The organism is Arthrobacter globiformis, from assembly GCF_003261175.1.
In the GTDB taxonomy this organism is placed as follows: Bacteria; Actinomycetota; Actinomycetes; order Actinomycetales; family Micrococcaceae; genus Arthrobacter; species Arthrobacter globiformis_A.
Genome location: NZ_QLNP01000062.1, coordinates 349,222 through 372,149 on the forward strand (window position 1 = coordinate 349,222; position 22,928 = coordinate 372,149).

General features: G+C 67.0%; 20 protein-coding genes and 1 pseudogene. 7 read left to right on the forward strand and 14 right to left on the reverse strand.

The window, feature by feature from the left end:
• Positions 1–3: 3 nt before the first annotated feature.
• The 4 genes from DBZ45_RS05860 to DBZ45_RS05875 all read left to right on the forward strand — a co-directional run bounded on the left by DBZ45_RS05860 (position 4) and on the right by DBZ45_RS05875 (position 4,404).
• Positions 4–1,647, forward strand: coding sequence for a DNA repair helicase XPB (locus tag DBZ45_RS05860; RefSeq protein ID WP_111902970.1), 1,644 nt, complete (start codon positions 4–6; stop codon positions 1,645–1,647).
• A 60-nt stretch (positions 1,648–1,707) separates the two neighbouring features.
• Positions 1,708–2,421, forward strand: coding sequence for a response regulator transcription factor (locus tag DBZ45_RS05865; RefSeq protein WP_043419482.1), 714 nt, complete (start codon positions 1,708–1,710; stop codon positions 2,419–2,421).
• Positions 2,422–2,495: 74 nt separating this feature from the next.
• On the forward strand, positions 2,496–3,989 hold the full coding sequence (locus DBZ45_RS05870; protein ID WP_111903020.1) for a sensor histidine kinase: 1,494 nt from the start codon (positions 2,496–2,498) through the stop codon (positions 3,987–3,989).
• Between the two features lie 127 nt (positions 3,990–4,116).
• A complete protein-coding gene (locus DBZ45_RS05875; protein ID WP_111902971.1) occupies positions 4,117–4,404 on the forward strand; it encodes a WXG100 family type VII secretion target in 288 nt (95 codons plus the stop codon).
• 95 nt (positions 4,405–4,499) lie between these two features.
• Here the strand turns inward: DBZ45_RS05875 and DBZ45_RS05880 are convergent, their stop codons facing one another.
• The 6 genes from DBZ45_RS05880 to DBZ45_RS05905 form a co-directional block, all read right to left on the reverse strand.
• Entirely contained in the window at positions 4,500–5,576 is a 1,077-nt protein-coding gene (locus tag DBZ45_RS05880; protein ID WP_111902972.1) for a ribonuclease HI family protein, read from the reverse strand.
• 104 nt (positions 5,577–5,680) lie between these two features.
• Positions 5,681–7,309 (reverse strand): chaperonin GroEL, encoded by a 1,629-nt coding sequence (gene groL / locus DBZ45_RS05885; RefSeq protein WP_111902973.1) that lies wholly within the window; start codon positions 7,307–7,309, stop codon positions 5,681–5,683.
• A 288-nt stretch (positions 7,310–7,597) separates the two neighbouring features.
• Positions 7,598–8,884, reverse strand: a complete 1,287-nt coding sequence (locus tag DBZ45_RS05890; protein ID WP_111902974.1) for an ABC transporter substrate-binding protein — start codon at positions 8,882–8,884, stop codon at positions 7,598–7,600.
• Positions 8,884–9,087, reverse strand: a complete 204-nt coding sequence (locus DBZ45_RS05895; protein WP_146033096.1) for a cold-shock protein — start codon at positions 9,085–9,087, stop codon at positions 8,884–8,886. Before DBZ45_RS05895 ends, DBZ45_RS05890 begins: the two co-directional genes overlap by 1 nt.
• 158 nt (positions 9,088–9,245) lie before the next feature.
• Positions 9,246–9,884 carry a LytR C-terminal domain-containing protein gene (locus DBZ45_RS05900; protein WP_111902975.1) on the reverse strand — a complete coding sequence of 213 codons (639 nt, stop codon included), beginning with the start codon at positions 9,882–9,884 and terminating at the stop codon, positions 9,246–9,248.
• A 49-nt stretch (positions 9,885–9,933) separates the two neighbouring features.
• Positions 9,934–10,320, reverse strand: coding sequence for a DUF3263 domain-containing protein (locus tag DBZ45_RS05905; protein ID WP_440130499.1), 387 nt, complete (start codon positions 10,318–10,320; stop codon positions 9,934–9,936).
• 139 nt (positions 10,321–10,459) lie between these two features.
• On the opposite strand from DBZ45_RS05905, the gene DBZ45_RS05910 reads away from it, so the two are divergent.
• Both DBZ45_RS05910 and DBZ45_RS05915 read left to right on the forward strand, forming a co-directional pair.
• Positions 10,460–11,263, forward strand: coding sequence for a uracil-DNA glycosylase (locus DBZ45_RS05910; protein ID WP_440130500.1), 804 nt, complete (start codon positions 10,460–10,462; stop codon positions 11,261–11,263).
• Between the two features lie 15 nt (positions 11,264–11,278).
• Positions 11,279–12,118 (forward strand): siderophore-interacting protein, encoded by an 840-nt coding sequence (locus DBZ45_RS05915; RefSeq protein ID WP_111902977.1) that lies wholly within the window; start codon positions 11,279–11,281, stop codon positions 12,116–12,118.
• Between the two features lie 21 nt (positions 12,119–12,139).
• Here the strand turns inward: DBZ45_RS05915 and DBZ45_RS05920 are convergent, their stop codons facing one another.
• The 3 genes from DBZ45_RS05920 to DBZ45_RS05930 all read right to left on the reverse strand — a co-directional run bounded on the left by DBZ45_RS05920 (position 12,140) and on the right by DBZ45_RS05930 (position 15,710).
• Positions 12,140–13,636 (reverse strand): threonine/serine ThrE exporter family protein, encoded by a 1,497-nt coding sequence (locus DBZ45_RS05920; protein ID WP_111902978.1) that lies wholly within the window; start codon positions 13,634–13,636, stop codon positions 12,140–12,142.
• A gap of 70 nt (positions 13,637–13,706) precedes the next feature.
• On the reverse strand, positions 13,707–14,780 hold the full coding sequence (locus DBZ45_RS05925; RefSeq protein WP_111902979.1) for a lipid II:glycine glycyltransferase FemX: 1,074 nt from the start codon (positions 14,778–14,780) through the stop codon (positions 13,707–13,709).
• Positions 14,781–14,888: 108 nt separating this feature from the next.
• Positions 14,889–15,710: a DNA/RNA non-specific endonuclease gene (locus DBZ45_RS05930; RefSeq protein ID WP_111903022.1), complete on the reverse strand. Its 822-nt coding sequence runs from the start codon at positions 15,708–15,710 to the stop codon at positions 14,889–14,891.
• Between the two features lie 97 nt (positions 15,711–15,807).
• Between DBZ45_RS05930 and DBZ45_RS05935 the strand changes: the two genes are divergently transcribed.
• Positions 15,808–16,389 (forward strand): TspO/MBR family protein, encoded by a 582-nt coding sequence (locus tag DBZ45_RS05935; RefSeq protein ID WP_111902980.1) that lies wholly within the window; start codon positions 15,808–15,810, stop codon positions 16,387–16,389.
• A gap of 21 nt (positions 16,390–16,410) precedes the next feature.
• On the opposite strand, the gene DBZ45_RS05940 is transcribed toward DBZ45_RS05935, so the two are convergent.
• The 5 genes and pseudogenes from DBZ45_RS05940 to DBZ45_RS05960 all read right to left on the reverse strand — a co-directional run.
• Complete coding sequence (locus DBZ45_RS05940) at positions 16,411–17,823, reverse strand: L-serine ammonia-lyase (protein WP_111902981.1); 1,413 nt, start codon at positions 17,821–17,823, stop codon at positions 16,411–16,413.
• Positions 17,824–18,024: 201 nt separating this feature from the next.
• The gene (gene glyA, locus DBZ45_RS05945) at positions 18,025–19,359 is read right to left on the reverse strand and encodes a serine hydroxymethyltransferase (protein ID WP_317616945.1); all 1,335 of its coding nucleotides are present in this window, start codon (positions 19,357–19,359) and stop codon (positions 18,025–18,027) included.
• On the reverse strand, positions 19,356–19,739 hold the full coding sequence (gene gcvH / locus DBZ45_RS05950) for a glycine cleavage system protein GcvH (protein ID WP_111902982.1): 384 nt from the start codon (positions 19,737–19,739) through the stop codon (positions 19,356–19,358). The genes glyA and gcvH overlap by 4 nt, the downstream gene beginning before the upstream one ends.
• Before the next feature lie 538 nt (positions 19,740–20,277).
• Entirely contained in the window at positions 20,278–21,438 is a 1,161-nt protein-coding gene (gcvT, locus tag DBZ45_RS05955; RefSeq protein WP_111902983.1) for a glycine cleavage system aminomethyltransferase GcvT, read from the reverse strand.
• A 12-nt stretch (positions 21,439–21,450) separates the two neighbouring features.
• Positions 21,451–22,928 (reverse strand): annotated as a pseudogene (locus DBZ45_RS05960) (glycine dehydrogenase); the annotation flags it as partial.

Here is a 22,928-nt window from a genome sequence, read left to right on the forward strand (position 1 = left end):
TGCGTGAATGACGGCCCCCTGATTGTCCAGAGCGACAAGACCATCCTCCTGGAAGTGGACCACGAGCAGGCGACGGAGGCCCGGCACGCCATCGCGGCCTTCGCCGAACTGGAGCGCGCACCCGAGCACATGCACAGCTACCGGCTCACGCCCCTGGGGCTCTGGAACGCCCGGGCCGCAGGGCTCGACGCCGAAAAGGTGCTGGATACGCTGCTCACCTATTCCCGGTTCCCCGTGCCGCACTCGCTGCTGATCGACGTCGAGGAAACCATGTCCCGGTACGGCCGGCTCCGGCTGGAGAAGGACCCCCAGCACGGGCTGGTCATGCGCACCAGCGACTACCCGGTGCTGGAGGAGGTCAGCAGGGCCAAGAAGATCCAGCCGCTGCTGGGCCCGCGCATCGACGCCGAGACGGTGGTGGTCCATTCCTCCCAGCGCGGCCAGCTGAAGCAGCTGCTGCTGAAGATCGGCTGGCCGGCGGAGGACCTGGCCGGTTACGTCGACGGCACGCCGCACCCCATCATGCTCGACGAGTCGGGTTGGACGCTGCGCCCGTACCAGCGGCTGGCCACGGAGAACTTCTGGGCCGGCGGCAGCGGCGTCGTCGTGCTTCCCTGCGGCGCCGGCAAGACACTGGTCGGGGCGGCCGCCATGGCCACCAGCTCCACCACCACGCTGATCCTCGTCACCAACACGGTGGCCGCGCGGCAGTGGAAGGACGAGCTGCTCAGGCGGACGTCACTGACGGAGGAGGAGATCGGCGAGTACTCGGGCGCCGTCAAGGAAGTGCGCCCGGTGACGATCGCCACCTACCAGGTTCTCACCACCAAGCGCGGCGGACTGTACCCGCACCTTGAGCTCGTCGACGGCCACGACTGGGGCCTGATCATCTACGACGAGGTGCACCTGCTGCCCGCCCCGATCTTCCGGATGACGGCGGACCTGCAGGCCCGGCGTCGGCTCGGCCTGACGGCGACTCTGGTGCGTGAAGACGGGCGGGAGGGGGAGGTTTTCAGCCTCATCGGCCCCAAGCGCTATGACGCGCCATGGAAGGACATCGAGGCCCAGGGCTACATCGCCCCCGCGGACTGTGTGGAGGTCCGTGTGGATCTTCCCAAGGACGAGCGCGTGGCGTATGCCATGGCCGAGGATGCGGACAAGTACCGGTTGTGCGCCACGTCCGAGACAAAGACCGTCGTGGCCGAACAGCTGGTGGCGCACCACCGGGGCGAGCAGGTCCTGGTGATCGGGCAGTACATTGACCAGCTCGACGAGCTCGGCGAGCGGCTGGACGCCCCGGTTATCAAGGGCGAAACCTCGGTCAAGGTCCGCCAGAAGCTCTTTGACGCTTTCCGCGCCGGGGAGGTCCAGACTCTTGTGGTGTCCAAGGTGGCCAACTTTTCCATCGACCTGCCCGAGGCCTCGGTGGCCATCCAGGTCTCCGGCTCCTTCGGTTCGCGCCAGGAGGAGGCCCAGCGGCTCGGGCGGCTGCTGCGGCCTAAGCAGGACGGGCGCGCGGCACGGTTCTACTCCCTCGTTGCCCGGGACACCCTGGACCAGGATTTCGCGGCCAAGCGCCAGCGTTTCCTGGCCGAGCAAGGCTACGCCTACCGCATCATGGACGCCAAGGACGTCGAATCCTGCTGACCCAACCAACACACAACTTTTATCCAGAAAACTCCCAGATTCTGGGAGCATCATGGGAATATGAAAAAGAACAGCGCCGAAGCGAAGCTCCTCGTGGTTGATGATGAACCGAACATCCGCGAGCTGCTTTCCACGTCATTGCGCTTCGCTGGCTTTGAAGTGGTGTCCGCGGGGAACGGGCGGGAGGCGCTGGCTGCCGTTGAGGCGCACGCTCCCGACCTTGCGGTGCTGGACGTCATGCTTCCGGACATGGACGGCTTCACCGTCACCCGCCGGCTGCGTGCGGCAGGCAAGCATTTCCCTGTCCTGTTCCTGACCGCCAAGGACGACACCGAAGACAAGGTCACCGGGCTGACGGTGGGCGGGGACGACTACGTCACCAAGCCCTTCAGCCTTGATGAGGTGGTGGCCCGCATCCGAGCCGTGCTCCGCAGGACGCAGCCGATGCTGGAGGATGACGAGGCCGTCATCCGGGTGGATGACCTGGAGCTCGACGACGATGCCCACGAGGTGCGCCGCGGCGGCAAGGTGATCGAGCTGTCCCCCACGGAATTCAAGCTGCTCCGGTACCTGATGCTCAACCCGAACCGCGTCCTGTCCAAGGCGCAGATCCTGGACCACGTCTGGGAATACGACTTCAACGGTGACGCCTCCATCGTCGAGTCCTACATTTCCTACCTGCGGCGCAAGGTGGACATCGATCCCGACGCCCCGGCCCTCATCCAGACCAAGCGCGGTGTGGGCTACGTGCTGCGGACAGCAGAAAAGCGCTAACCTTGCTGGCACGATGGAAGTCTGGGCTGGAGCGCTGGAAGTCCGCCAACCTCCGGTCCCAGCTGGTGGCCATCATGATGGCCCTCCTGCTGGTGGCCCTGGCGGTGACCGGGGCCGGCACCCTGACGCTGCTGCGCACATACCTTGAGGGCCAGGTGGACGACAAGCTCGGGGCCGCCGTCGAATCCATCCAGGAACAACGGTCCTTCAGCCAGCTCCTCGTGCCAAACCCCGTCGTTCCCACGGATTACTCCGTGGTGGTGTACTACCCGGGCGGCCAGGGCCGGCGGCTCGGCGGCACGGAGATTCACCGTCCCGCCATCGATACCATTTCCGTGGAGGAGGCCCGCGATCGCGGGCTGGAGCCGTACCAGGTCCGCGGCAAGGACGGGGCGAACTGGCGCGTGGTAGCCGTCAGCATCGTGGACAGCAACCAGCAGAGGTCAGTGCTGGTCATCGGGCTGCCGCTGTCGTCAGTGGATGAGGTACTGCGCCATGCCACCCTGGTTGTGGTGGGCGCGGGGCTGTTGGCCCTCATCCTGGCTTTCTTCATCGCCAACTGGACAGTGACCCGGTCCTTCCGGCCGCTGGCCAGGGTGGAAAAGACCGCCGCGGCCATCGCCGCCGGCGACCTCTCCCGCCGCGTCGACGTAGAGAATCCGACGACGGAGGTCGGCCGCTTGGGCCAGTCATTGAACGCCATGCTCGCCCACATCGAGGCAGCGTTCGCGGCACGGATGGCCTCCGAGGACCGGATGCGCCGGTTTGCCGCAGACGCCTCGCACGAGCTGCGCACCCCGCTGGTGACGATCCGGGGTTACTCGGAGCTGTACCGGCACGGCGCGCTGCAGTCGCAAGAGGATGTGGCCAACGCCATGGGCCGGATCGAGAGTGAAGCCAAACGGATGGGGTCCATGGTGGAGGACCTGCTGCTGCTGGCACGCCTCGATGAGCAGCGTCCGCTGCAGCGCAAGCCCATCGACCTGCAGCTGCTCGCACACGACGCCGTGGTTGACACGCAGGCCAGTGCAAGGACGCGGGTTATCACCCTGACCGGCCTTCACGGCGGAAGCGCCGGGCCGGCACCGGTGCTGGGCGATGAAGCAAAGCTCCGCCAGGTCATCGGCAATCTGGTGGGCAACGCGCTGCGCTACACGCCGGAGGGAACACCCATCGAAATCGCGGTGGGCGTCCGGCAGCGCGACGCCGGTTCAGCAGAGGCGGTCCTCGAGGTCCGGGACCACGGGCCCGGAATCTCCGACACCGAAGCCACCAAGGTCTTCGAGCGCTTCTACCGGGCCGATACCTCCCGTACCCGGGATACGGGCGGCAGTGGCCTCGGCCTGGCGATCGTGGCCGCCATTATCGGCTCGCACGGCGGCTCCGTCCGGGTGGAGGGTACCGACGGAGGCGGCGCAACACTCGTGGTCAGCCTCCCCCTCCGGGAGGACTCCCCCGACGAGGAAGGCATCGAAGCGGACAGCATCGGGACGTTCTCGGACAGTACGGCCGGAGACGGTGCTGCCGCCGGGAAACGGGTCGCCGGCGGGAACCGTTTATCCACATAGCGGAGCCCGCTGTGGCAGCGCCTGCCGGCGGGTTCATAGGCTCGACCTAGCGGACCGGAATGGCCGGTCCGCCAACCATTGCGACTGTCCTTCCGGGGCAGTCCCCAAAGATGTCGAGAGGCCCGTCATGAGCATCATTTCCGTCGATACCGACCTACTGCAGGTGAAATCCGCCAACGTCAAGGCGACCGTTGACCGGATCAGCGCCGACGTCCAGGCGATGAAGCACGGGCTGGATGAACTGCAGGCCACGTGGCGCGGCTCGGCTGCCACCAACTTCCAGGCGCTTGTTGCCGAGTGGACGCTGACGCAGGGCAAGGTCGAGGCCTCCCTCGCCTCCATCAATCTGGCCTTGTCGTCGGCTGCGGACACTTATGCGCAAGCGGAACAGGGCAACGCGCAACGCTTCAGCTGACGCCTACGGCCAGTCACCCGCGGCCGGGCTCAGGCTTCGGCGGCAGCTTAGGTTTGGGGCACCTCAGGCTTGCGGGCAGCTCAGCTTGGGGCAACTCAGGCTTCAGGTGTGCCCTGGTGGAACCGCAGGCGCCACTGTTCGCCGTCCAGGACCCACAGTGAGCTCCGCAGGGCTGAGCCGGCGCGGGAGTAGCTGCGGTACGTCAGCAGGACTGTGTCCGTGCCGATCCGGTCGGCGCTGAGCACGTCCAGATCGACTGGACCGGCCGGGCTTTCCTCGAGGGACATCATCATGGCGTCGCGCGTCCAGAGGCGTCCGGCTGTCCCGATTTCCATGAAGTCAGGGTGCAGCAGCTGACCCGTCCGCCCGATGTCGCTGCGGACATCCGGTCGGAGGAGCTCGCGTTCCAGGGCCTCAACCATTTCTTCCGGCGTTGTGGCCTCCGGCGCTTCTGCGAACGCATCGGCGCCCAGTTCGTCGGCGCCCAGTTCGCTGAAGAGATCAGGCTCGTCGGATTCGAAGAGCGCCGGGGCTTCGGACTCCGGGCGGACTCTGGTGCCGGCCTCTGCGCGGGCGGGAGCGCCGGCCCCTGCCCGAGCCGTTGTGCCGGCCGCGCGGCGGGCAGGTGTTTCGGATTCAAACAGCGAAGGGATGCCGCCCTCGCCGCGGCCCTCCTTGACGGCCCGCCGGCCGGCTGCCGGTTCGGCGTCGGGGAACCCCGGACCCGAGCGGGCGGCAACGCCCTGCTGGTAGGCAATTGCCACGGCCCTGGCGCGCTCGTCGGCGGCTTCGTTCAGCTCGTGCCCCGCGTGGCCCTTGACCCATTCGAACCTGTACTTCCGCCCGGCGAGCTCCCGGTCGATGTCCTTGAGGATGTCCACGTTCAGCACGGGTTTGCCGTCCGCCTTGCGCCACCCTTTGCGCTTCCATCCCGGCATCCACTTCGTCACGGAGTTGATGACGTACTGGCTGTCACAAAGTATGTGCAGGTCCTCGTCCGGGAGGTGTGCGGTGGAGCGGAAGAGGTCCAGGACGGCCATCAGCTCACCCTGGTTATTGGTGCCGTGCGGCCAGCCGCCGGCCCGCCAGCAGTCGTCGTTCACGTACCAGGCCCACCCCGCGGGACCCGGGTTTCCCAATGCCGAACCGTCGGCTGCTGCAGTAATCGTCACCGAACCATCCTGCCAGACTGCACGGACAAAAATGCGCAGACAAAAAGTGCGGCCCCCTCCGTGGAGGGGGCCGCACTCGTTAGCCAGCTGGGAGCAGCGGGAGGCTAGAAGCCGCCCATGCCGCCCATCTCGTCGCCGCCGCCCATGGCGGGAGCGTTCTTTTCCGGCTTGTCGGCCACGACGGCCTCGGTGGTGAGGAACAGGCCGGCAATGGAAGCCGCGTTCTGCAGGGCAGAGCGGGTTACCTTGACGGGGTCGTTGACGCCGGCGGCCAGCAGGTCGACGTATTCGCCGGTTGCTGCGTTCAGGCCGTGGCCAGCGGGCAGGCCGCGGACCTTGTCCACCACAACGCCCGGCTCGAGGCCGGCGTTGAAGGCGATCTGCTTCAGCGGGGCGTCGATGGCAACGCGGACGATGTTCGCACCGGTTGCTTCGTCACCCTGGAGCTGCAGGTTGGCGAATGCCTTGGCGCCGGCCTGGATCAGGGCCACGCCACCACCGGCGACGATGCCCTCTTCGACGGCAGCCTTGGCGTTGCGGACAGCGTCCTCAATGCGGTGCTTGCGCTCCTTGAGCTCAACCTCCGTGGCGGCACCGGCCTTGATGACTGCAACGCCGCCGGCCAGCTTGGCCAGGCGCTCCTGCAGCTTCTCGCGGTCGTAGTCGGAGTCGGAGTTTTCGATCTCGGCGCGGATCTGGGAAACGCGGCCGGCGATCTGGTCGGCGTCGCCTGCACCTTCAACGATGGTGGTCTCGTCCTTGGTCACGACAACCTTGCGTGCCTTGCCCAGGAGCTCGAGGCCGGCGGTCTCAAGCTTGAGGCCGACTTCCTCGGCGATGACCTGTCCGCCGGTGAGGATGGCGATGTCGGCCAGCTGCGCCTTGCGGCGGTCACCGAAGCCCGGAGCCTTGACGGCGACGGACTTGAAGGTGCCGCGGATCTTGTTGACGATCAGGGTGGCCAGAGCCTCGCCCTCGATGTCTTCGGCGATGATCAGCAGCGGCTTGTTGGACTGCATGACCTTCTCGAGGACAGCAACCAGTTCCTTGACGTTGGAGATCTTGGAGTTGACGATCAGGATGTACGGGTCTTCGAGGACCGTTTCCTGGCGCTCGGTGTCCGTGACGAAGTAAGCGGAGATGTAGCCCTTGTCGAAGCGCATGCCTTCGGTGAGCTCCAGCTCGAGGCCGAAGGTGTTGGACTCCTCGACCGTGATGACGCCTTCCTTGCCCACCTTGTCCAGGGCTTCGGCGATCAGGGCGCCGATTTCGTCGTCACCGGCGGAGATGGAAGCCGTGGCGGCGATCTCTTCCTTGGTTTCGATTTCCTTAGCGGAGTTCAGCAGCTCGGCGGTGACGGCTTCAACAGCCTTCTCGATGCCGCGCTTGAGGGACAGCGGGTCAGCGCCGGCCGCGACGTTGCGCAGGCCTTCCTTGACCAGAGCCTGGGCCAGGACGGTGGCCGTGGTGGTGCCGTCGCCAGCGACGTCATCCGTCTTCTTGGCAACTTCCTTGACCAGCTCGGCGCCGATCTTCTCGTAGGGATCGTCCAGCTCGATCTCCTTGGCGATGGAAACACCATCGTTGGTGATCGTGGGGGCGCCCCACTTCTTTTCGAGGACGACGTTGCGGCCACGCGGGCCGAGGGTGACCCGGACGGCGTCGGCGAGGGTGTTAAGGCCCCGCTCAAGACCGCGGCGTGCCTCTTCATCAAATGCAATGATCTTGGCCATAACGGCAGTAGTCCTTTCGGGACAGTCGTTAAGAAGGAACCTCGCTGCGGTGCCCGCGACGGACGATCCTTTCCGCAGGCCTCTGTACGCCGGCGGTCCGGATCTCACCCCAACCAGGTGTTTCTTTCGCTCCTTGCGCCGCTACCGGGGTAGTGCCGGCCTGAACCGGTAGACCCTTTAGCAGTCGGCACGATGGAGTGCTAATCAATAATTAGCACTCCCCCGGGGAGAGTGCAAGCAGATGTGCTTGTTAATCCCGCGAACGGGGAGAGTATTCGCTCCCAGCGATCAGCCGGCGGACCTGCCAGCGGCCTCGCTTCCCGTGAGCTTGGCTTTGTTGTCGGCTCCGTAGGTGAACACCATGTACCTTGCGGCAGTGACGTCTCCGTTCGCATCGAAGCGGACGGGGCCAGACTCGCCGTCGTAGTCAATGGCCTTCCCGTCCCGGATGGCGGCAAGGCAGTCCTTGTATGTCGAGCAGACAGCCGGCTGGCCGGACGGCGAGGCGGACGCCCGCCTGCCGGAAGTGCCGCCGGAGACGGAGATCAGCGTACCGGCGATGGAGGACCCGGCGTCGTCCTCCGCCGCAGCGGCGGCCAGTGCCGCCAGATTCACGGCGTCGTAGCTCTCGGCCGCGAACGTCGTGTCCTTGAGGCCCGCATCGATGGCCACGAGTTCAGCCTGGAAGTGCGCCGAGGGGAAGACTCCGGGCACCAGGGCGCGCGCCCCCTCCAGCGACTTTGATCCGAGGGCGGACCCGTACTGCCTGAAGGCGGCGTCGCCCAGGATAAGTTTGTTGCCCGGCAGTCCGGCGTTGGTGAGCTCGGCGATGGCGCCCTGCGCGCCGTCCCGGGCTAGAACGACGACGGCGTCCGGCGCCGCGTCGCGGGCGGCGGCAGCAGACTTCTGTGCCTCGCCCGCCTTGAAGCCGGAGACGGTGACCGAGTCCAGCCCGCTGGCCTTGGCGGAGGCGGACACTGCCGCAGACACGGCCTGGCCGTAGGTGCCGTCCTCGTAGACCACCGCCAGGCGCTCTGCTCCGGCGTCCCTGGCGAGTTTCACCATGACGGGAGCCTGTGCGATGTCAGCCGCCGCCGTGCGGAAGTAGTAGCCCCCGCTCTTGTAACTGCTGAGTTCCGGAGCCGTGTTGGCGGGAGAGATGAGTGTGATCCTGGCCTTGGACAGCACATCGATGGCGGCGGGGGCCCGGCTGGAGTCGGTGGGACCGATCACAACGTCCGCTTTCGCATCGACGAGTTTTCGGGCCTGCGCAGCGGTGTCGCCCCCGGTGGTTGCGGGCAGCAGCTCCACGGGCCGGCCCTTGTGCCCGCCAGCTGCGTTGATCTCCTGGATGGCGAGCTTGGCGGCGGCCAGCTGGGCGGCGTTCAGGAAGGACTGCGGTCCGGTGTTGTCGAGGATCAGCCCGATCCGCAGGGTCCCGTCGCCGCTCGCTTCAACCGAAGCCGTCCGGGCGTTGTCCCCGGACCCGGAGCAGGCGCTGAGTGCGAGCGCAGCGGCGGCACACCAGACGGCGGTGCCCCAGACGGCACAAACCCCGAGACCTGGGCGTGCCACTAGACGGGCCGGACCTTTTCGGCCTGCGGACCCTTTTCGCCTTCGCCCACTTCCAGCTCCACGCGCTGACCCTCATCCAGCGCGCGGAATCCGTCGGTCTGGATGGCCGACCAGTGCACGAAAACGTCGTCGCCGGAATCGTCAACGGTGATGAAGCCGTAGCCCTTTTCCGCGTTGAACCACTTCACGGTTCCCAATGCCATGATCCCCACACTTTCAGCCTGCTTCCGTAAGGCCCACGTCGATGTGTGCCGTGAATTACGCCTTGAAGCCTGCCATCACTCTATCGAGTCATGCCCGAGGAGGCGCAGGCCAGCGGCCCGGCGCGGAGGCAATAGTTATTCAGGCGTAACCGGAATGGCTACTCGTAGCCGGGGCCCAGCACCACTGCAACTGGCGTGGGGAAGTCCGCACTCTCCACCAGCGCAGGAATGTTCAGCAACTCACCGAGCGCTTCGGCGCTGGCGCGGTGGGCAGCGTCCGAGTAGAAGATCACCGACTGCTGCTGCGGGGCGCCCTGCCAGTTCGCCACCTCACCGAGCACCCAGCCATCGGACTTGACCGTGGCACCTACCCGTCCGGCCAGTCCGGAGGTCAGCGTTCCGTTGAAAATGGCGACCGGCTGCGACTTGTCCACAGCTGCGGGGGCAATGGTTTCCGAGGTGGCGGGCTCCAGTGCGGAGGGCGACGCCGGTTCGGAGGCGGACGCCGAGGCCGAGGGGGTGGCGCTGGGCGTCGCACTTGCGGAGGGCGTCGCCGTGGGGCTGGCCGGCGCCGTTGACGTGTCGGCCGCGGCGGCGGGCGGCGGCGTGAGGGCGGGCTGGAACCCCAGCTGCGGCAGCAGGAGGAAAGCAACCAGGCCGACGGCGAGCGCCGCGATTCCCGCGGAAAGAATCGGCCACAACTTCGGGCGCGACGGCGCGGACGCAGCGCGGTGTACGCCCTGCCGGGAGGAGACCTCAGGCACCCTGTCGAATTCGTCCCGAGCAAAATTAGTCATGGTGAAGAGGCGTCCTTGTTGGTTTTCGCCGGCAGTCCGGCACTAGCAGTTACGCGTCAGATCCAAGGCGGCGTGCAGTGCGGGCCCGCTGACGTGACGTACGTAGTCTACGCAATCTCTTCACGAGCATGGGGTCGTGGGCCAGCGCGTGCTCTGTATCGATCAGTGCGTTGAGGATCTGATAGTAGTGCGTCGCGGACAGGTTAAAGAGCTCCCGGATGGCCTGTTCCTTGGCGCCGGCGTACTTCCACCACTGCCGTTCCAGGGCGAGAATCTGCTGCTCCCGCTCGCTCAGCGGCGAGTCCTTGAGCTTGAAGTCTTCCAGCAGTGAGCCGCTCCGTAGCCCGTGCCCCATCATTGAGTCCTGCTCAGAATCCGGCCCTGAACCCTGCCCCGAATCCCACTCCCTGAGACGGTCCTGCAACGGCTCGGCCACGGCGCTCTCCTTAGCTGAATCCGGTCAAAGTACCTCCCCTATGTTACGGAGGAATAACAGCGTTGTCATTTGCGCCCCGGCAGCACGGACCGCCCGTTCTACGGACAGGGCGGCAGGCTTCGGACAGCGATGCGGGAGAATGGGCACCGTGACGGAACCTGAACCGCTCTTCGACCTGGAACCTGCAATGGCGGCCGGCCCGGACTTTGCGGAGCTTGCCAGACTCCCCTTCGGCGAACTGCTGGCAACCGACTGGGCCGAGGCCCTTGCCGGGGTGGAGGCCGAGTTGAGGTCCGTGCTGACTTTCCTCGCGGCCGAGGAGGCGGCCGGGGTGCGGGTGCTGCCGTCGGCGTCGAACGTCCTCCGGGCATTCCGGCAGCCGTTGAACGGGGTGCGAGTCCTGATTGTGGGACAGGACCCCTACCCCACCCCCGGACACGCTGTGGGGCTCGCCTTTTCCGTGGACGCCCGTACCCGGCCCATCCCGCGCAGCCTGGCCAACATCTACAAGGAGCTTGCGTCGGACCTGGGCCTGCCGCCGCGGATCCACGGTGACCTCGGCGCCTGGGCGGACCAGGGCGTACTGCTGCTGAACCGGGTGCTGAGCGTGCGTGAGGGGGCTGCCGGGTCCCACCGCGGCAAGGGCTGGGAAACGATCACGACGGCGGCAGTGACCGCCGTCGTCGGCCGCCGGACACCGGAGGGAACCGCCGCGCCGCTCGTAGCTGTGCTTTGGGGCAAGGACGCCGAGGGGGTCCGACAACTCCTGGGCGGCACCCCCGTGGTGGCCAGCGTCCACCCCAGCCCTCTGTCCGCCTCGCGCGGGTTCTTCGGCTCCCGGCCGTTCAGCCGCGCCAACGCGCTGCTGACAGAACAGGGCGCCGACCCCGTGGACTGGGAACTCCCCGCCGTCCCGCTCCTCAGTTCACGCGAGGGAGCTTAGGCTAGGCTTACCCGCATGACTTCCCTCCCGGCCGACACCACCGCCACCAAAAAATCCCGCCCACAGGTCACCCTGACTGTGCTTCGGCGGGAACAGCTTTCTGCTCACATGGTGCGGATCGTCGCGGGCGGCGCGGGGTTTGCTGATTACGTCAACAACGACTTCGTGGACCGGTACGTCAAGATCGTGTTTCCGCAGCCCGGGGTGGACTACCCCCAGCCCCTGGACCTTTGGGCCATCCGGGAGACCATGCCCCGGGAGCAGTGGCCGCACACCCGGACCTACACGGTCCGGTGGGTGGATACAGCCGCCGGCGAACTGGCCGTAGATTTCGTCGTCCACGGCGACGAAGGCCTGGCAGGCCCCTGGGCGGCCGCTTCCGAACCGGGCGACAGCCTCATCTTCACCGGCCCCGGAGGCGGTTACAACCCGGACCCGGCCGCAGACTGGTACCTGCTGGCCGCGGACGAGGCCGCTTTGCCGGCCGTGGCCGCCGTCATCGAGTCCCTTCCGGCGCACGCCAAGGGCCTGGCCTTTCTCGAGGTGGACTCCGACGCTGACGTCCAGCCGATCAACGCCCCGGCCGGTCTTGAGCTGGTCTGGCTGCAGCGCGGCGGCATCCCGGCCGGCGAGAGCAGCCAACTGGTGGACGCCGTGCGCACCGCCGCCTGGCCCCCCGGCCGGGTGGATGTTTTTGCGCACGGCGAGCGCGGCTACATGAAGGGCCTGCGGGAGGTGCTGTTCCGCGAGCGCGGCCTGGACCGCAGCCAGGTTTCACTGTCCGGCTACTGGGCCAAGGGCCGCGTCGAGGACGTCTTCCAGGCCGAGAAGAAGCTCCCGATCGGCAAGGTCTAACGCCCGGAAGATCCATCAGGCCTAGCGGCGGCGGGACCGCCGCCGCTCGTTGCTGGCCAGGCTGCGCGTGAGCGGCCGGGCCAGCGTGTCACCAAGCACAATGCCGCCGGCAACGCCGAACACAATCGCCCCGGCGCTGAGCATCCCGCCGGCCCCGAGCAGGATCTCGGATTCCTCGATGGTCAGGACGTACATCGACCGGAAAATGGTGAGACCGGGCAGGAGTATCAGGCCGGCCGGCACTGCGACCACCAGCTGCGGTGCGCCCATCTTCAGTGCCACCACGCGGGCCAGCAGGCCGATCACGACGGCGGCAAGCGCCGGCGAGAACCGCGGGCCAATGCCCATCGCCTCGCCGCCGATCAGGGCCAGGTGCCCCACCACACCGACGGCCGCCGTCGGAAGCAGCAGCTTCCAGTCCGTCTGTTCCGTGACGCCGATTGCCACAACCGCGATGGCCACCAGGATCACCTGAACCCAGAGCGGGTAGGCGGGCGGGAAGGTCTCCGTGACGCTGATCGGCTCCATGCCGATCCTGTCCCCCACCACGAACGCGACGGCGATCCCGGCCACCACCGCGCCGAACGTCAGCAGGGTGGACAGGAAGCGGCCCGCCGCCGTGACGGGGAAGCCGTTGATGGCGTCCTGGACCGAGGACACGAGCCGCCCGGTGGGAAGCAGCAGCAGGATTCCGCCCACCACCACAATGGCGGGCGCCAGCCGGATCCCCACAGGACTGCCGAATCTCCACATCAGCAGTGCGATGACCGTCACCACGAAGGAACAGGCCGCCGTGATGAAGAAGTCAGGGGTCCGCCAGCGGCCCAGCTTCCTGGCCACGAGGCTGATGAGCAGGTTGGAGGCGAACGCGACGGCCGAGGCGCCGAGGCCGCCGCCAATGACGGCGACGAACACGGCCGCAAACACCGCGAACGCCACCGTCACCATCCAGCGCGGGAACGGCTTGGGGCGGCGGACGATCTCGTCGAGCCGGCGGACGGCCTCGTCCCGGCCGACGCCTCCGGCCACGATATCGGTGACCAGCTGGTGGACCTGGGCAAGCCCGGCGTAATTGTTCGTCCAGGAACGGACCACCCGCAGGAGGGTGATGGGCGTCTGGTCCTTGGCTGCGTAATTGATGCCCACGGACTGGTTGGTGATGTCCACCTCGATGTTTTTCAGCCCCAGCGCTGCCGTCACGGCAATGATGCTTGTTTCGACCTCGAGGGCGCCGGCACCGTACCGGAACATGGACTCGGCAAGATGCAGCGCGAAGTCCATCGTCTTGCGTGCGGACTCATCGATCCCGCTCACCTGGATCATGGGATTGGCATAGGGGCTTCCGGCCAGCCGGTCCACGATGCTCAGTGGTGCCGTCGGCGGATTTTCCCCTTGCACCAGGCGTCGCAGCATGCGCTTGGCCGCCGCGTTCTGGTGCATCTGCGAGGCAGTGAGCGGCTCCGTCTTGGGCAGCCCGTCGGTGGGCGGCCGGTTGGCGCCGCGGGGTTGTTTGGTCATCAGGGCTCCCCCTTCTGTCAGTGCCTTAGGAGTTCAGTGCCTTAGCCATTCAGTGGCTCAGCTCAATGGCTCAGTAGAACTGCTTCCCGGTGCGGCGCGTGTACAGCTGCCGGGCGACGCGTTCGCCGGCTGCCATCCATGCCTTGTACTTCAGCGGGCTGATGACCTGGTCGTAGCAGCCCACGAAGTCCGTGACGGTCTTGCTGAAGCTCGTCTTGAAAAGCCCCAGCCCGTGGAAGGGGTTCGACGTGTCCTTGAGCTTGTCGCTGGGCGGGGTTCCGCAGAAGTCGTATTCCGTGCAGCCCAGCTCCTTGAGCTGGGTAATCGCGGTCCATTGCACCAGGTGCGAATCGCCGTACTGGTTGCGTTTCTGCAGGGACCCGCCGTCCTTGTACGTGCCCTTGCGGCCGTAGTTGATCACGAAGGCGCCCACCGACGGAACGCCGTTTTCGTACACAAACATGAGCCTGCCCTGGCTGCGCTTGATGAAGTTCGTCCAGAACTGGCGGTAGTAGTCGTATTCGCGGACGCGGACCTGCGACTTCGCTTGGACCGTGTCGGTCATCAGGGCGTACATGGCCTTGAAGTTTTCCTCGCTGGGCTCCACGTTGTGCACCTCGACGCCCTCGCGGATGGCGCGGCGGACGGCGTTCCGCCCCCGCGAGTGGAGGTTGCGGAGCAGCTGGTTCTCCTCGGGGGAAATATCCAGCAGGGCCGTGGAGTCGTTGGGCTGCAGATTGTGCGTCTTGACCAGCCCGGCCCCCTCGATGACCCCGCGGGCGGCGTCGCTGAGGACGATGTCCGGCTCGATCTTGATGGCGAAGACGCCCAGCCGTGCGCGCTTGACGAACTCTGCGTTTGCCGCGGCAATGCCGGGGATGTCCTCGACGCCGGCCACGTCCGGACCCTTGATGAGGTACCAGAGCTTGCCGAGCAGCGGGAAGCTCTTTTCCAGCACCAGGTTGTAGCTCGTGTAGTCGGCTGTTTCGTAGACGAGGTGCAGGGTCTTCCAGCCGAAGTGCTGCTTGACCTCGGCGAAGGCTTCCGACTGCAGCAGGTTTCCGCCGTTCGGATTCGCGGTGACGTGGGAGTCCCAGTTTGCGACCTCCTCGGAGGTGGCAAAGCGGGCAGTGAATTCTCGCAAGTGTGCCGTGTCCAATCTTCGCTTACGTTTCGTGCAGGTGCCGGAGAGGCAGCCTCAAGTCTATCCGTCCGGCCTCCCACGCCGCTTGCCGCGGGGACGTGATCCTGGTCAGAGCCGCACCTGCCGAAGATCCGTGAGGGGCAGGACCGCCCCTCCCGGAGTGCCCTCCGGAAGGCCGGTTGTGAACCGGTCGGCGTCGGCCAGGCGCGTCAGCGCTATCCGGGTCAGCCCGGCAATCTGCGGGATGGGGACCTGGAAGGTCCGGTACGGCCCCAGCGGCGGTGGTTCGTCTGCCAGCAGGCGTTCCCTGATGATCCTCGCCAGTTCCTCCGGGCCCAGCAGCGGGGACTGGTCCAGGAGGAAGCCGGCTGCGGCCAGCCGGCCATCCATGGTCCAGGCCGCGATCTTCCAGAATTTCCGCGGTATCTGGATGCCCCGGTACGGCAGGTCGCCGGCGTCGAGGACGGGTCCGGTAAAGACGCTGATCCTGGCGTCGAATTGGCTGGCGTGGCGGAGAACGTGGTCTTCCAGGCCGGCCCAGAGTTCCTTCCCCTGGTTAAAGGCTGCTGCCTGCGGCGCCGCGTTGGGGTATGAGAACGTGTCCTGGTTTGCGGCCAGCGCGGTGCTGTCATCGCCCCAGACCGGGTCCAAGCGGCGGACAAGATGGCCCCGGTCCAGGTCGTTGTGCTGGTACACATCCGGGCCCGTCTGGAGCCCCTGCGGCACCCGGGGGTCGTAGTGCCAGGTTCCCTCGCGCCCCAGCGGCACCAGTGCTTCTCCGTCGATGTTGACGCCGGTCACGGCTGCGAGCCTGCGCGCCGGCAACAGCCGGACCGAGAAGTGCGTGTAGTTCAGGAGGACCGTGGGCGCGTCCGGGCCCGGCAGGTCAACGGCCTCGCGCAGGAAGCCAGGATCATAGCCTTCGCCCATGGTTCCCATGGTGGCACGCCAGCCTGACAACCAGCTCGGGCGCCTGCGGTTACTTGGCCGCCTTGACTGCGGCCGCGCCCTTGGCAACTGTAGAGCAATGGAAAGCACGGACCGCGTGCCGGCGGCGGGAGCCGGAAGAGACGCTGGCAGCAGGGACACCAGCCGTGACGGCGCGCAGCACAAGCCGCGCCGCACCGTCGTCGAACTGGCAGCACTCCTTGCCTTCCTGGCCGCCAGCGCCTTGGTAGCCTGGCTGGGATCGCAGGCAACCATCAGCAACGTCACGGGCTGGTACGCGGCGGCCAACAAGGCGCCCTGGTCCCCACCCAACTGGGTGTTCGGGCCCGTCTGGACCGCACTTTACACGGCCATGGCAGTGGCGCCCTGGCTCGTGTGGCGAAGCCGCGGCCCCAACCGCAGGGCTGCGCTCACCGTCTATGGCGTACAGCTGGCCCTGAACCTGGCGTGGACGCCCGTGTTCTTCGGGCTGTATCCGGCGTGGGGTTCGGCCGCGCTCTGGCTGGCGCTGGGCATCATCATCGCGCTGGCGCTGGCTGTGGCCGCCACCGTGCTCCTGTTCGGGCCGATCCGCCGCGCCGCCGGCCTGCTGATGCTGCCGTACCTGTCGTGGGTGGTCTTCGCGTCGAGCCTGAACTTCTGGGCGGCCGCCAACAACTAGCCCCTGGCGGTGGTCCAGGAATCAGCACTCGACGACGTTGACCGCCAGTCCACCCATCGCGGTTTCCTTGTACTTCGAGCTCATGTCCTTGCCCGTTTCCCGCATGGTGACGATGACCTCGTCCAGCGAGACCCGGTGCGAGCCGTCGCCCCACAGGGCCATCTTGGCTGCGTTGATGGCCTTCGCGGCGGCGATCGCGTTCCGCTCGATGCAGGGCACCTGGACCAGCCCGCCGATCGGGTCGCACGTCAGGCCCAGGTTGTGTTCCATCGCGATTTCGGCGGCGTTCTCCACCTGCGCGGGCGTGCCTCCCATGACCTCGGCGAGCCCGGCGGCGGCCATCGACGACGCCGACCCCACCTCGCCCTGGCAGCCCACCTCCGCACCCGAGATGGAGGCCTGTTCCTTGTACAGCACCCCGACGGCACCGGCCGTCAGCAGGAACTTCACCACGACGTCGTCGCGGTCTTCCTGGGTCGCCTGGTCCATCCCGGGAGCAAAGTGCAGCGCGTAGTACAGCACGGCCGGGATGATGCCGGCGGCACCGTTCGTCGGGGCGGTGACGACGCGACCGCCCGACGCGTTCTCCTCGTTGACCGCCAGGGCGATGAGGTTCACCCATTCCTGCCAGTACTTGGGGTCCCGGTAGTCCGAACCGTGGTCACGGCCTTCCTTCAGAAGCCGTTCGTGCCAGTCGGGAGCACGACGGCGGACCTTCAGTCCGCCGGGCAGCAGCCCCTCGCGCTTCAGGCTGACCTCGACGCAGCCCTCCATCACCGAATAGATGTGGAGCAGGCCCTTCCGGATGTCCTCCTCGGACCGGGAGGCGCGCTCGTTGACCAGCATGATGTCCGCGATGGACAGGCCCTTGGATTGGCAGCGTCCCAGCAGCTCCGCGGCAGTCCGGAACGGCAGCGGCAGCTCCTTCTTGGACTCCTCCAGTTCCTGCTGCGCCGCATCCTCCTCGCCCTCGCGGACAATGAACCCGCCGCCGACGGAGAAGAAGGTGGCGCTGTGCAGGACCTCGCCCTCAGCGTCGGTGACCGTGAAGGTCATGCCGTTGGTGTGCCGCGGCAGGATCGTCAGCGGCCGCAGCACCATGTCATTGACCCCGTACGGCAGCGGAACCGACCCGGCCAGCTGCAACGTCCCGGTCTCCGCGATCGAGGCCAGCCGTTCCTCGACCTCATCGGGAAGGATGAGGTCGGGGTGGTACCCCTCCAGGCCCAGCAGAACCGCCGTCATGGTGCCGTGTCCGTGCCCGGTTGCGGCGAGCGAGCCATACAGGTCCACCCGCAGCGAGGCCACGCTCTCCAGCTTCCCGGAGGATTTGAGCTCCCCGGCAAAGACGGCAGCGGCACGCATCGGCCCCACAGTGTGCGACGACGAAGGGCCAATGCCGATCGAAAAGAGGTCAAAGACTCCAACGGCCATGATTAATCCTAACTAGACATGTGGTCGGGGTGGATTGGTGGCTGACGGGATGGACCGCAAGAGATGGCCGGGGATGTGGCCCCTTCGGGTGGGGACTCCGGCAGCATGCGTCTAAGGGAGCGACACGTCCGCTCAGCGGGCGTCTTCGCGACCGAGCATGCAGAGGAGTCCGCACCCGACGGGCCTCAGCAAGCCACGGGGTCAGCTGAGCGGGGCTACTGACGGGTAGAGCGGGTGGGCGGCGGCCAGGGCCTCCACGCGGGTGCGCAGGCCGGACAGGTCCGCGCCGGCGTCGGCGGTCAGTGCCTCGGCGATGATGTCCGCAACCTCGGCGAAGGCTGCTTCGCCGAAGCCGCGGGTGGCCAGCGCCGGGGTGCCGATGCGCAGCCCGGAGGTGACCATCGGCGGACGCGGATCGAACGGCACCGCGTTGCGGTTCACCGTGATGTCGATCGCGGCGAGGCGGTCTTCGGCCTGCTGTCCGTCGAGCTCGCAGTTCCGCAGGTCCACCAGCACCAGGTGCACGTCGGTGCCGCCGGACACTACGGAGATGCCCTTGGCCGTGACGTCTGGCTGGACCAGGCGCTCGGCCAGGATCCGGGCACCGGCGAGCACGCGCTCCTGGCGTTCCTTGAACTCCTCGGACGCGGCAATTTTGAAGGCCACGGCCTTGCCCGCGATCACGTGCTCCAGCGGACCGCCCTGCTGGCCGGGGAACACCGCGGAGTTGATCTTCTTGGCGACGTCGGCGTCGTTGCTCAGGATGATGCCGCCGCGCGGACCGGCGAGGGTCTTGTGCGTCGTGGACGTGGTGACGTGCGCGTGCGGGACCGGGGACGGGTGCAGGCCCGCGGCCACGAGGCCGGCGAAGTGCGCCATGTCCACCATCAGGTAGGCGCCCACCGAATCGGCAATCCGGCGGAACTCGGCGAAGTCGAGCTGGCGCGCGTAGGCGGACCAGCCGGCCACGATCAGCTGCGGCTTGTGCTCCTGGGCCAGGCGCTCCACCTCGGCCATGTCGATCCGGTGGTCCTCTTCGCGGACCTGGTACGGAATCACGTTGTAGAGGCGGCCGGAGAAGTTGATCCGCATGCCGTGCGTCAGGTGCCCGCCGTGGGCCAGGTTCAGGCCCATGATGGTGTCGCCCGGCTTGATCAGGGCGTGCATCACAGAGGCGTTCGCCTGGGCGCCGGAGTGCGGCTGCACGTTCGCGTACTCGGCACCGAACAGCGACTTGACCCGGTCGATGGCCAGCTGTTCGATCACGTCAACGTGCTCGCAACCGCCGTAGTAGCGCTTGCCCGGGTAGCCTTCGGCGTATTTGTTGGTCAGCACCGAACCCTGCGCCTGCATCACTGCCGCGGCGGTGTGGTTCTCCGACGCGATCATTTCCAGGCCCTCGCGCTGGCGGCCGAGCTCGTCGTCGATCTTTGCCGCGATCTCCGGGTCCAGCTCCGCGAGGTCCGCGTTCAGGCTCGGGGAAACTACCTGCTCGAAAGCCACTGTCTCTGTGCCTGCGGCACCTGCCGCGCTCACAGCTCGCCACCGTTCTTGGAAGCGTATTCTTCGGCCGACAGCAGCGGGCCCTCGGAGTCGGCGGCCACCTTGAACAGCCAGCCTGCACCGTACGGATCGCTGTTGATCAGGGCCGGGTCCTCGACGACGACCGGGTTGATCTCCGTGACCTCGCCCGTCACCGGGGAGTACAGGTCCGAGACCGACTTGGTGGACTCCACCTCGCCGCAGGTCTCCCCCGCGGTCACGGCCGAGCCGACCTCGGGCAGGTCCACGTAAACAATATCGCCGAGGGCGTCTGTGGCCACGGCGGAAATGCCGATCGAGACCAGGTTCCCGTCTTCGCGGAGAACCCACTCGTGCTCGTCGGAATACTGCAGTTCAGCGGCGACTTTTGCCATTTATTTTTCCTTTGTTCGTGAAACTCGCGGACAAAACAGTTGTGGCTGGGTTACGCAGCGGGACGCGGCATCCTCCGCGTGCTCGGTCGCGTAGGCGCCCGCTGAGCGGACGCGACGCTCCCTTAGACGCACGCTTCCGGATACCGCGCTCCCGCCGCTTGTGCCAGTGTTCAGTTGTGTAGAACGTCAGCAGGTAAAAAACGACGACGATTGGCCGTTCTCGAGTATGGGCCGGCAAGCTCAACCCCCAATGATTGAACTTGCTCCGCCACCTGTCTTAGTTCCGAGAAGCCCAACCAGCGGTTCGCGGCCCCTCCCCAGCACCTTTGGCTTTCGAAGGCGCAGGTTCTGGCGATGGTTGTGTCCCATTGCCACCCAAAAGTGAGCTGCCCTCAGGGGCGGGCTGGCCCCGGTTTTCGAAAGCGTGCGTCAAAGCGACGAAGGAGCAGCACGCGTGAAAACTGGGGCTTGCCGGCCCCGGAGTCGGGGACGACGTGCCTGCCGGCCACGCCCTGGGGAAACAGGACAGGACCCCGGGCTACTTGGAGCGCTTGTAGAAAGGCAGTGCGACGACTTCGAACGGCTCCGCTTTCCCTCGCAGGTCGATGTCCAGCGCCGTGCCGGGTCCGGCGTAGGCGACGTCGACATAGGCCATCGCAACCGGGTAGCCGAGCGTGGGGCTGGGCTGTCCGGAGGTGACTTCGCCGACGACGTTGCCGTCCTTGAGGACCGGGTAGTGCCCGCGGCCGGCACGGCGGCCCAGGCCCTTGAGGCCCACGAGCTTGCGGCCCGTGGTGGAGCCGGCTCCGGCTTCCTTCTTGGCGGCCAGCGCGGCCTTGCCCACGAAGTCGCCTTCCTTGGACAGCGCGACGACGGGGCCCAGGCCGGCGGCGAACGGGTCACCGTCGAGCGAGAGCTCGTTGCCGTACAGCGGCATCCCGGCCTCGAGGCGGAGCGAATCGCGGGAGGCGAGGCCGGACGGCGTCAGCTCCCCCTCGTCCGCGATGGCGACGATGGACTGCCAGAGGGCGGCGGCGTCCCCGTTCTCTACGAAAATCTCGAAGCCGTCCTCACCGGTGTACCCGGTGCGGGCCAGCAGCAGGTCCTGGCTGGCCCCGCCCACCAGGAAGGAAACCTCGACGGCGGCGTAGTACTTCAGCCCGGTCACCAGCTCGTGCTGGGCTGCCGGGACCAGGCGCAGGAGAATCTCCTCGGCCTTGGGGCCCTGCACGGCGATCAGCGATGTCTCGGCGGAGGCGTCCTCGACGGCGACATCGAAGTTCGCTGCCCGCTGCACCAGGGCCTCGGCCACCGCCTTGGCGTTGCCGGCGTTCGGGACCACCAGGAACCTGTCGATGCTGTTTCCTGCGCCCTCAGTCGCCGACGGGCGGCGGTAAACGATGAGGTCGTCGATAATGCCGCCGTCCTCGTTGCAGATCAGGGAGTACTTGGCCTTGCCGACGGCCATCGCGGAAATCTTGCCGGCCAGGGCGTAGTCGAGGAAGGCGCCGGCGTCCGGGCCGGTGACCCAGACTTCCCCCATGTGGGAGAGGTCGAAGATGCCGGCCGAGTTGCGGACGGCGTGGTGCTCGGCCAGTTCGGAGCCGTACTTGAGCGGCATCTGCCAGCCGCCGAAGTCGGTGAACGAGGCGCCCAGCTTCTTGTGCTCCTCGTAAAGGGCAGTGTAGTTCTCAGTCATTGAGCCGAATCCTCAGTTCTCGAAGGCTGCTGTGTTGTCCTCGAACGCTTCGAGAGGCGGGCAGGAGCAGACCAGGTTCCGGTCGCCTGCGGCGCCGTCGATGCGGCCCACCGGCGGGAAATACTTGTCCTGCCTGAGCGTGTGAACGGGGAAAACGGCCTGCTCGCGCGGGTAGGCGCGGTCCCAGTCGGAGCTGATGGCAGCGGCCGCGGTGTGCGGTGCGTTGCGCAGCGGGGAGTTCTCCACGGTGAAGTCGCCGTTGGCGACCTGGTCAATCTCGGCGCGGATGGAGATCATGGCCTTGATGAACCGGTCGATCTCGCCCAGGTCCTCGGACTCGGTGGGCTCCACCATCAGGGTGCCGGCGACCGGGAACGCCAGCGTGGGCGCGTGGAAGCCGTAGTCGATCAGGCGCTTGGCCACGTCCTCGGCGGTCACACCGGTCTTGGCGGTGAGTTCGCGCAGGTCAAGGATGCACTCGTGTGCCACGAGCCCGCCTTCGCCCGTGTAGAGCACGGGGAAGAAGTCGTTGAGGCTGGCTGCAACATAGTTCGCGGCGAGCAGCGCCGACTTGGTGGCCTCGGTCAGGCCGCTGCCGCCCATGAGCTTCACGTAGGCCCAGGAGATGGGCAGCACGCCGGCGGAGCCGAAGCGCGAGGCGGAGATCGGAACGTCGTTGCCTTCGGTCCAGGTGGCCGCATCGCCCGGCATGAACGGTGCCAGGTGCGCCTTGGCCGCAACGGGACCGACGCCGGGGCCGCCGCCGCCGTGCGGGATGCAGAAGGTTTTGTGCAGGTTCAGGTGCGAGACATCCCCGCCGAACTTGCCCGGCTGCGCCAGGCCAACGAGCGCGTTGAGGTTGGCGCCGTCGATGTAGACCTGGCCGCCGGCCGCGTGGATGGCGTCGCAGACCTCGCGGACGTCGGCGTCGTATACCCCGTGGGTGGACGGGTAGGTGATCATGATGCAGGACAGGGCGTCCTTGTTGGCCTCGATCTTGGCGTAAAGGTCCGTGTGGTCGATGGTGCCGTCGGCGGCGGTGGCCACGACGACGACCTTCATGCCGGCCAGCACGGCCGAGGCGGCGTTGGTGCCGTGCGCCGAGGCCGGGATCAGGCAGATGTTGCGCTGGTCATCGCCGCGGGACAGGTGGTAGCCGCGGATCGCCAGCAGCCCGGCGAGCTCACCCTGCGAGCCGGCGTTCGGCTGGATGGACACCTGGTCGTACCCGGTGATCTCGGCGAGGTCGGCTTCCAGACCATCGATCAGTTCGCGCCAGCCCTCGGTCTGCGAGTCCGGGGCGAACGGGTGGATCGAGGCGAATTCGGGCCAGGAAATGGCTTCCATCTCGGCCGTGGCGTTCAGCTTCATGGTGCAGGAGCCCAGCGGGATCATGGTGCGGTCCAGCGCCAGGTCACGGTCCGAGAGCTTGCGGATGTAACGCAGCAGCTGGGTTTCGGACCGGTGCGTGTTGAACACCGGGTGCTGCA

Excerpts from the sequence above, each read along its gene's own strand:
- DBZ45_RS05865 (WP_043419482.1), top strand. The coding sequence starts at position 1,708 with ATGAAAAAGAACAGCGCCGAAGCGAAGCTCCTCGTGGTTGATGATGAA.
- DBZ45_RS05870 (WP_111903020.1), top strand. The coding sequence starts at position 2,496 with ATGATGGCCCTCCTGCTGGTGGCCCTGGCGGTGACCGGGGCCGGCACC.
- DBZ45_RS05875 (WP_111902971.1), top strand. The coding sequence starts at position 4,117 with ATGAGCATCATTTCCGTCGATACCGACCTACTGCAGGTGAAATCCGCC.
- groL (WP_111902973.1), bottom strand. The coding sequence starts at position 7,309 with ATGGCCAAGATCATTGCATTTGATGAAGAGGCACGCCGCGGTCTTGAG.
- DBZ45_RS05895 (WP_146033096.1), bottom strand. The coding sequence starts at position 9,087 with ATGGCATTGGGAACCGTGAAGTGGTTCAACGCGGAAAAGGGCTACGGC.
- DBZ45_RS05900 (WP_111902975.1), bottom strand. The coding sequence starts at position 9,884 with ATGACTAATTTTGCTCGGGACGAATTCGACAGGGTGCCTGAGGTCTCC.
- DBZ45_RS05910 (WP_440130500.1), top strand. The coding sequence starts at position 10,460 with ATGGGCACCGTGACGGAACCTGAACCGCTCTTCGACCTGGAACCTGCA.
- DBZ45_RS05915 (WP_111902977.1), top strand. The coding sequence starts at position 11,279 with ATGACTTCCCTCCCGGCCGACACCACCGCCACCAAAAAATCCCGCCCA.
- DBZ45_RS05920 (WP_111902978.1), bottom strand. The coding sequence starts at position 13,636 with ATGACCAAACAACCCCGCGGCGCCAACCGGCCGCCCACCGACGGGCTG.
- DBZ45_RS05930 (WP_111903022.1), bottom strand. The coding sequence starts at position 15,710 with ATGGGCGAAGGCTATGATCCTGGCTTCCTGCGCGAGGCCGTTGACCTG.
- DBZ45_RS05935 (WP_111902980.1), top strand. The coding sequence starts at position 15,808 with ATGGAAAGCACGGACCGCGTGCCGGCGGCGGGAGCCGGAAGAGACGCT.
- DBZ45_RS05940 (WP_111902981.1), bottom strand. The coding sequence starts at position 17,823 with ATGGCCGTTGGAGTCTTTGACCTCTTTTCGATCGGCATTGGCCCTTCG.
- gcvH (WP_111902982.1), bottom strand. The coding sequence starts at position 19,739 with ATGGCAAAAGTCGCCGCTGAACTGCAGTATTCCGACGAGCACGAGTGG.
- gcvT (WP_111902983.1), bottom strand. The coding sequence starts at position 21,438 with ATGACTGAGAACTACACTGCCCTTTACGAGGAGCACAAGAAGCTGGGC.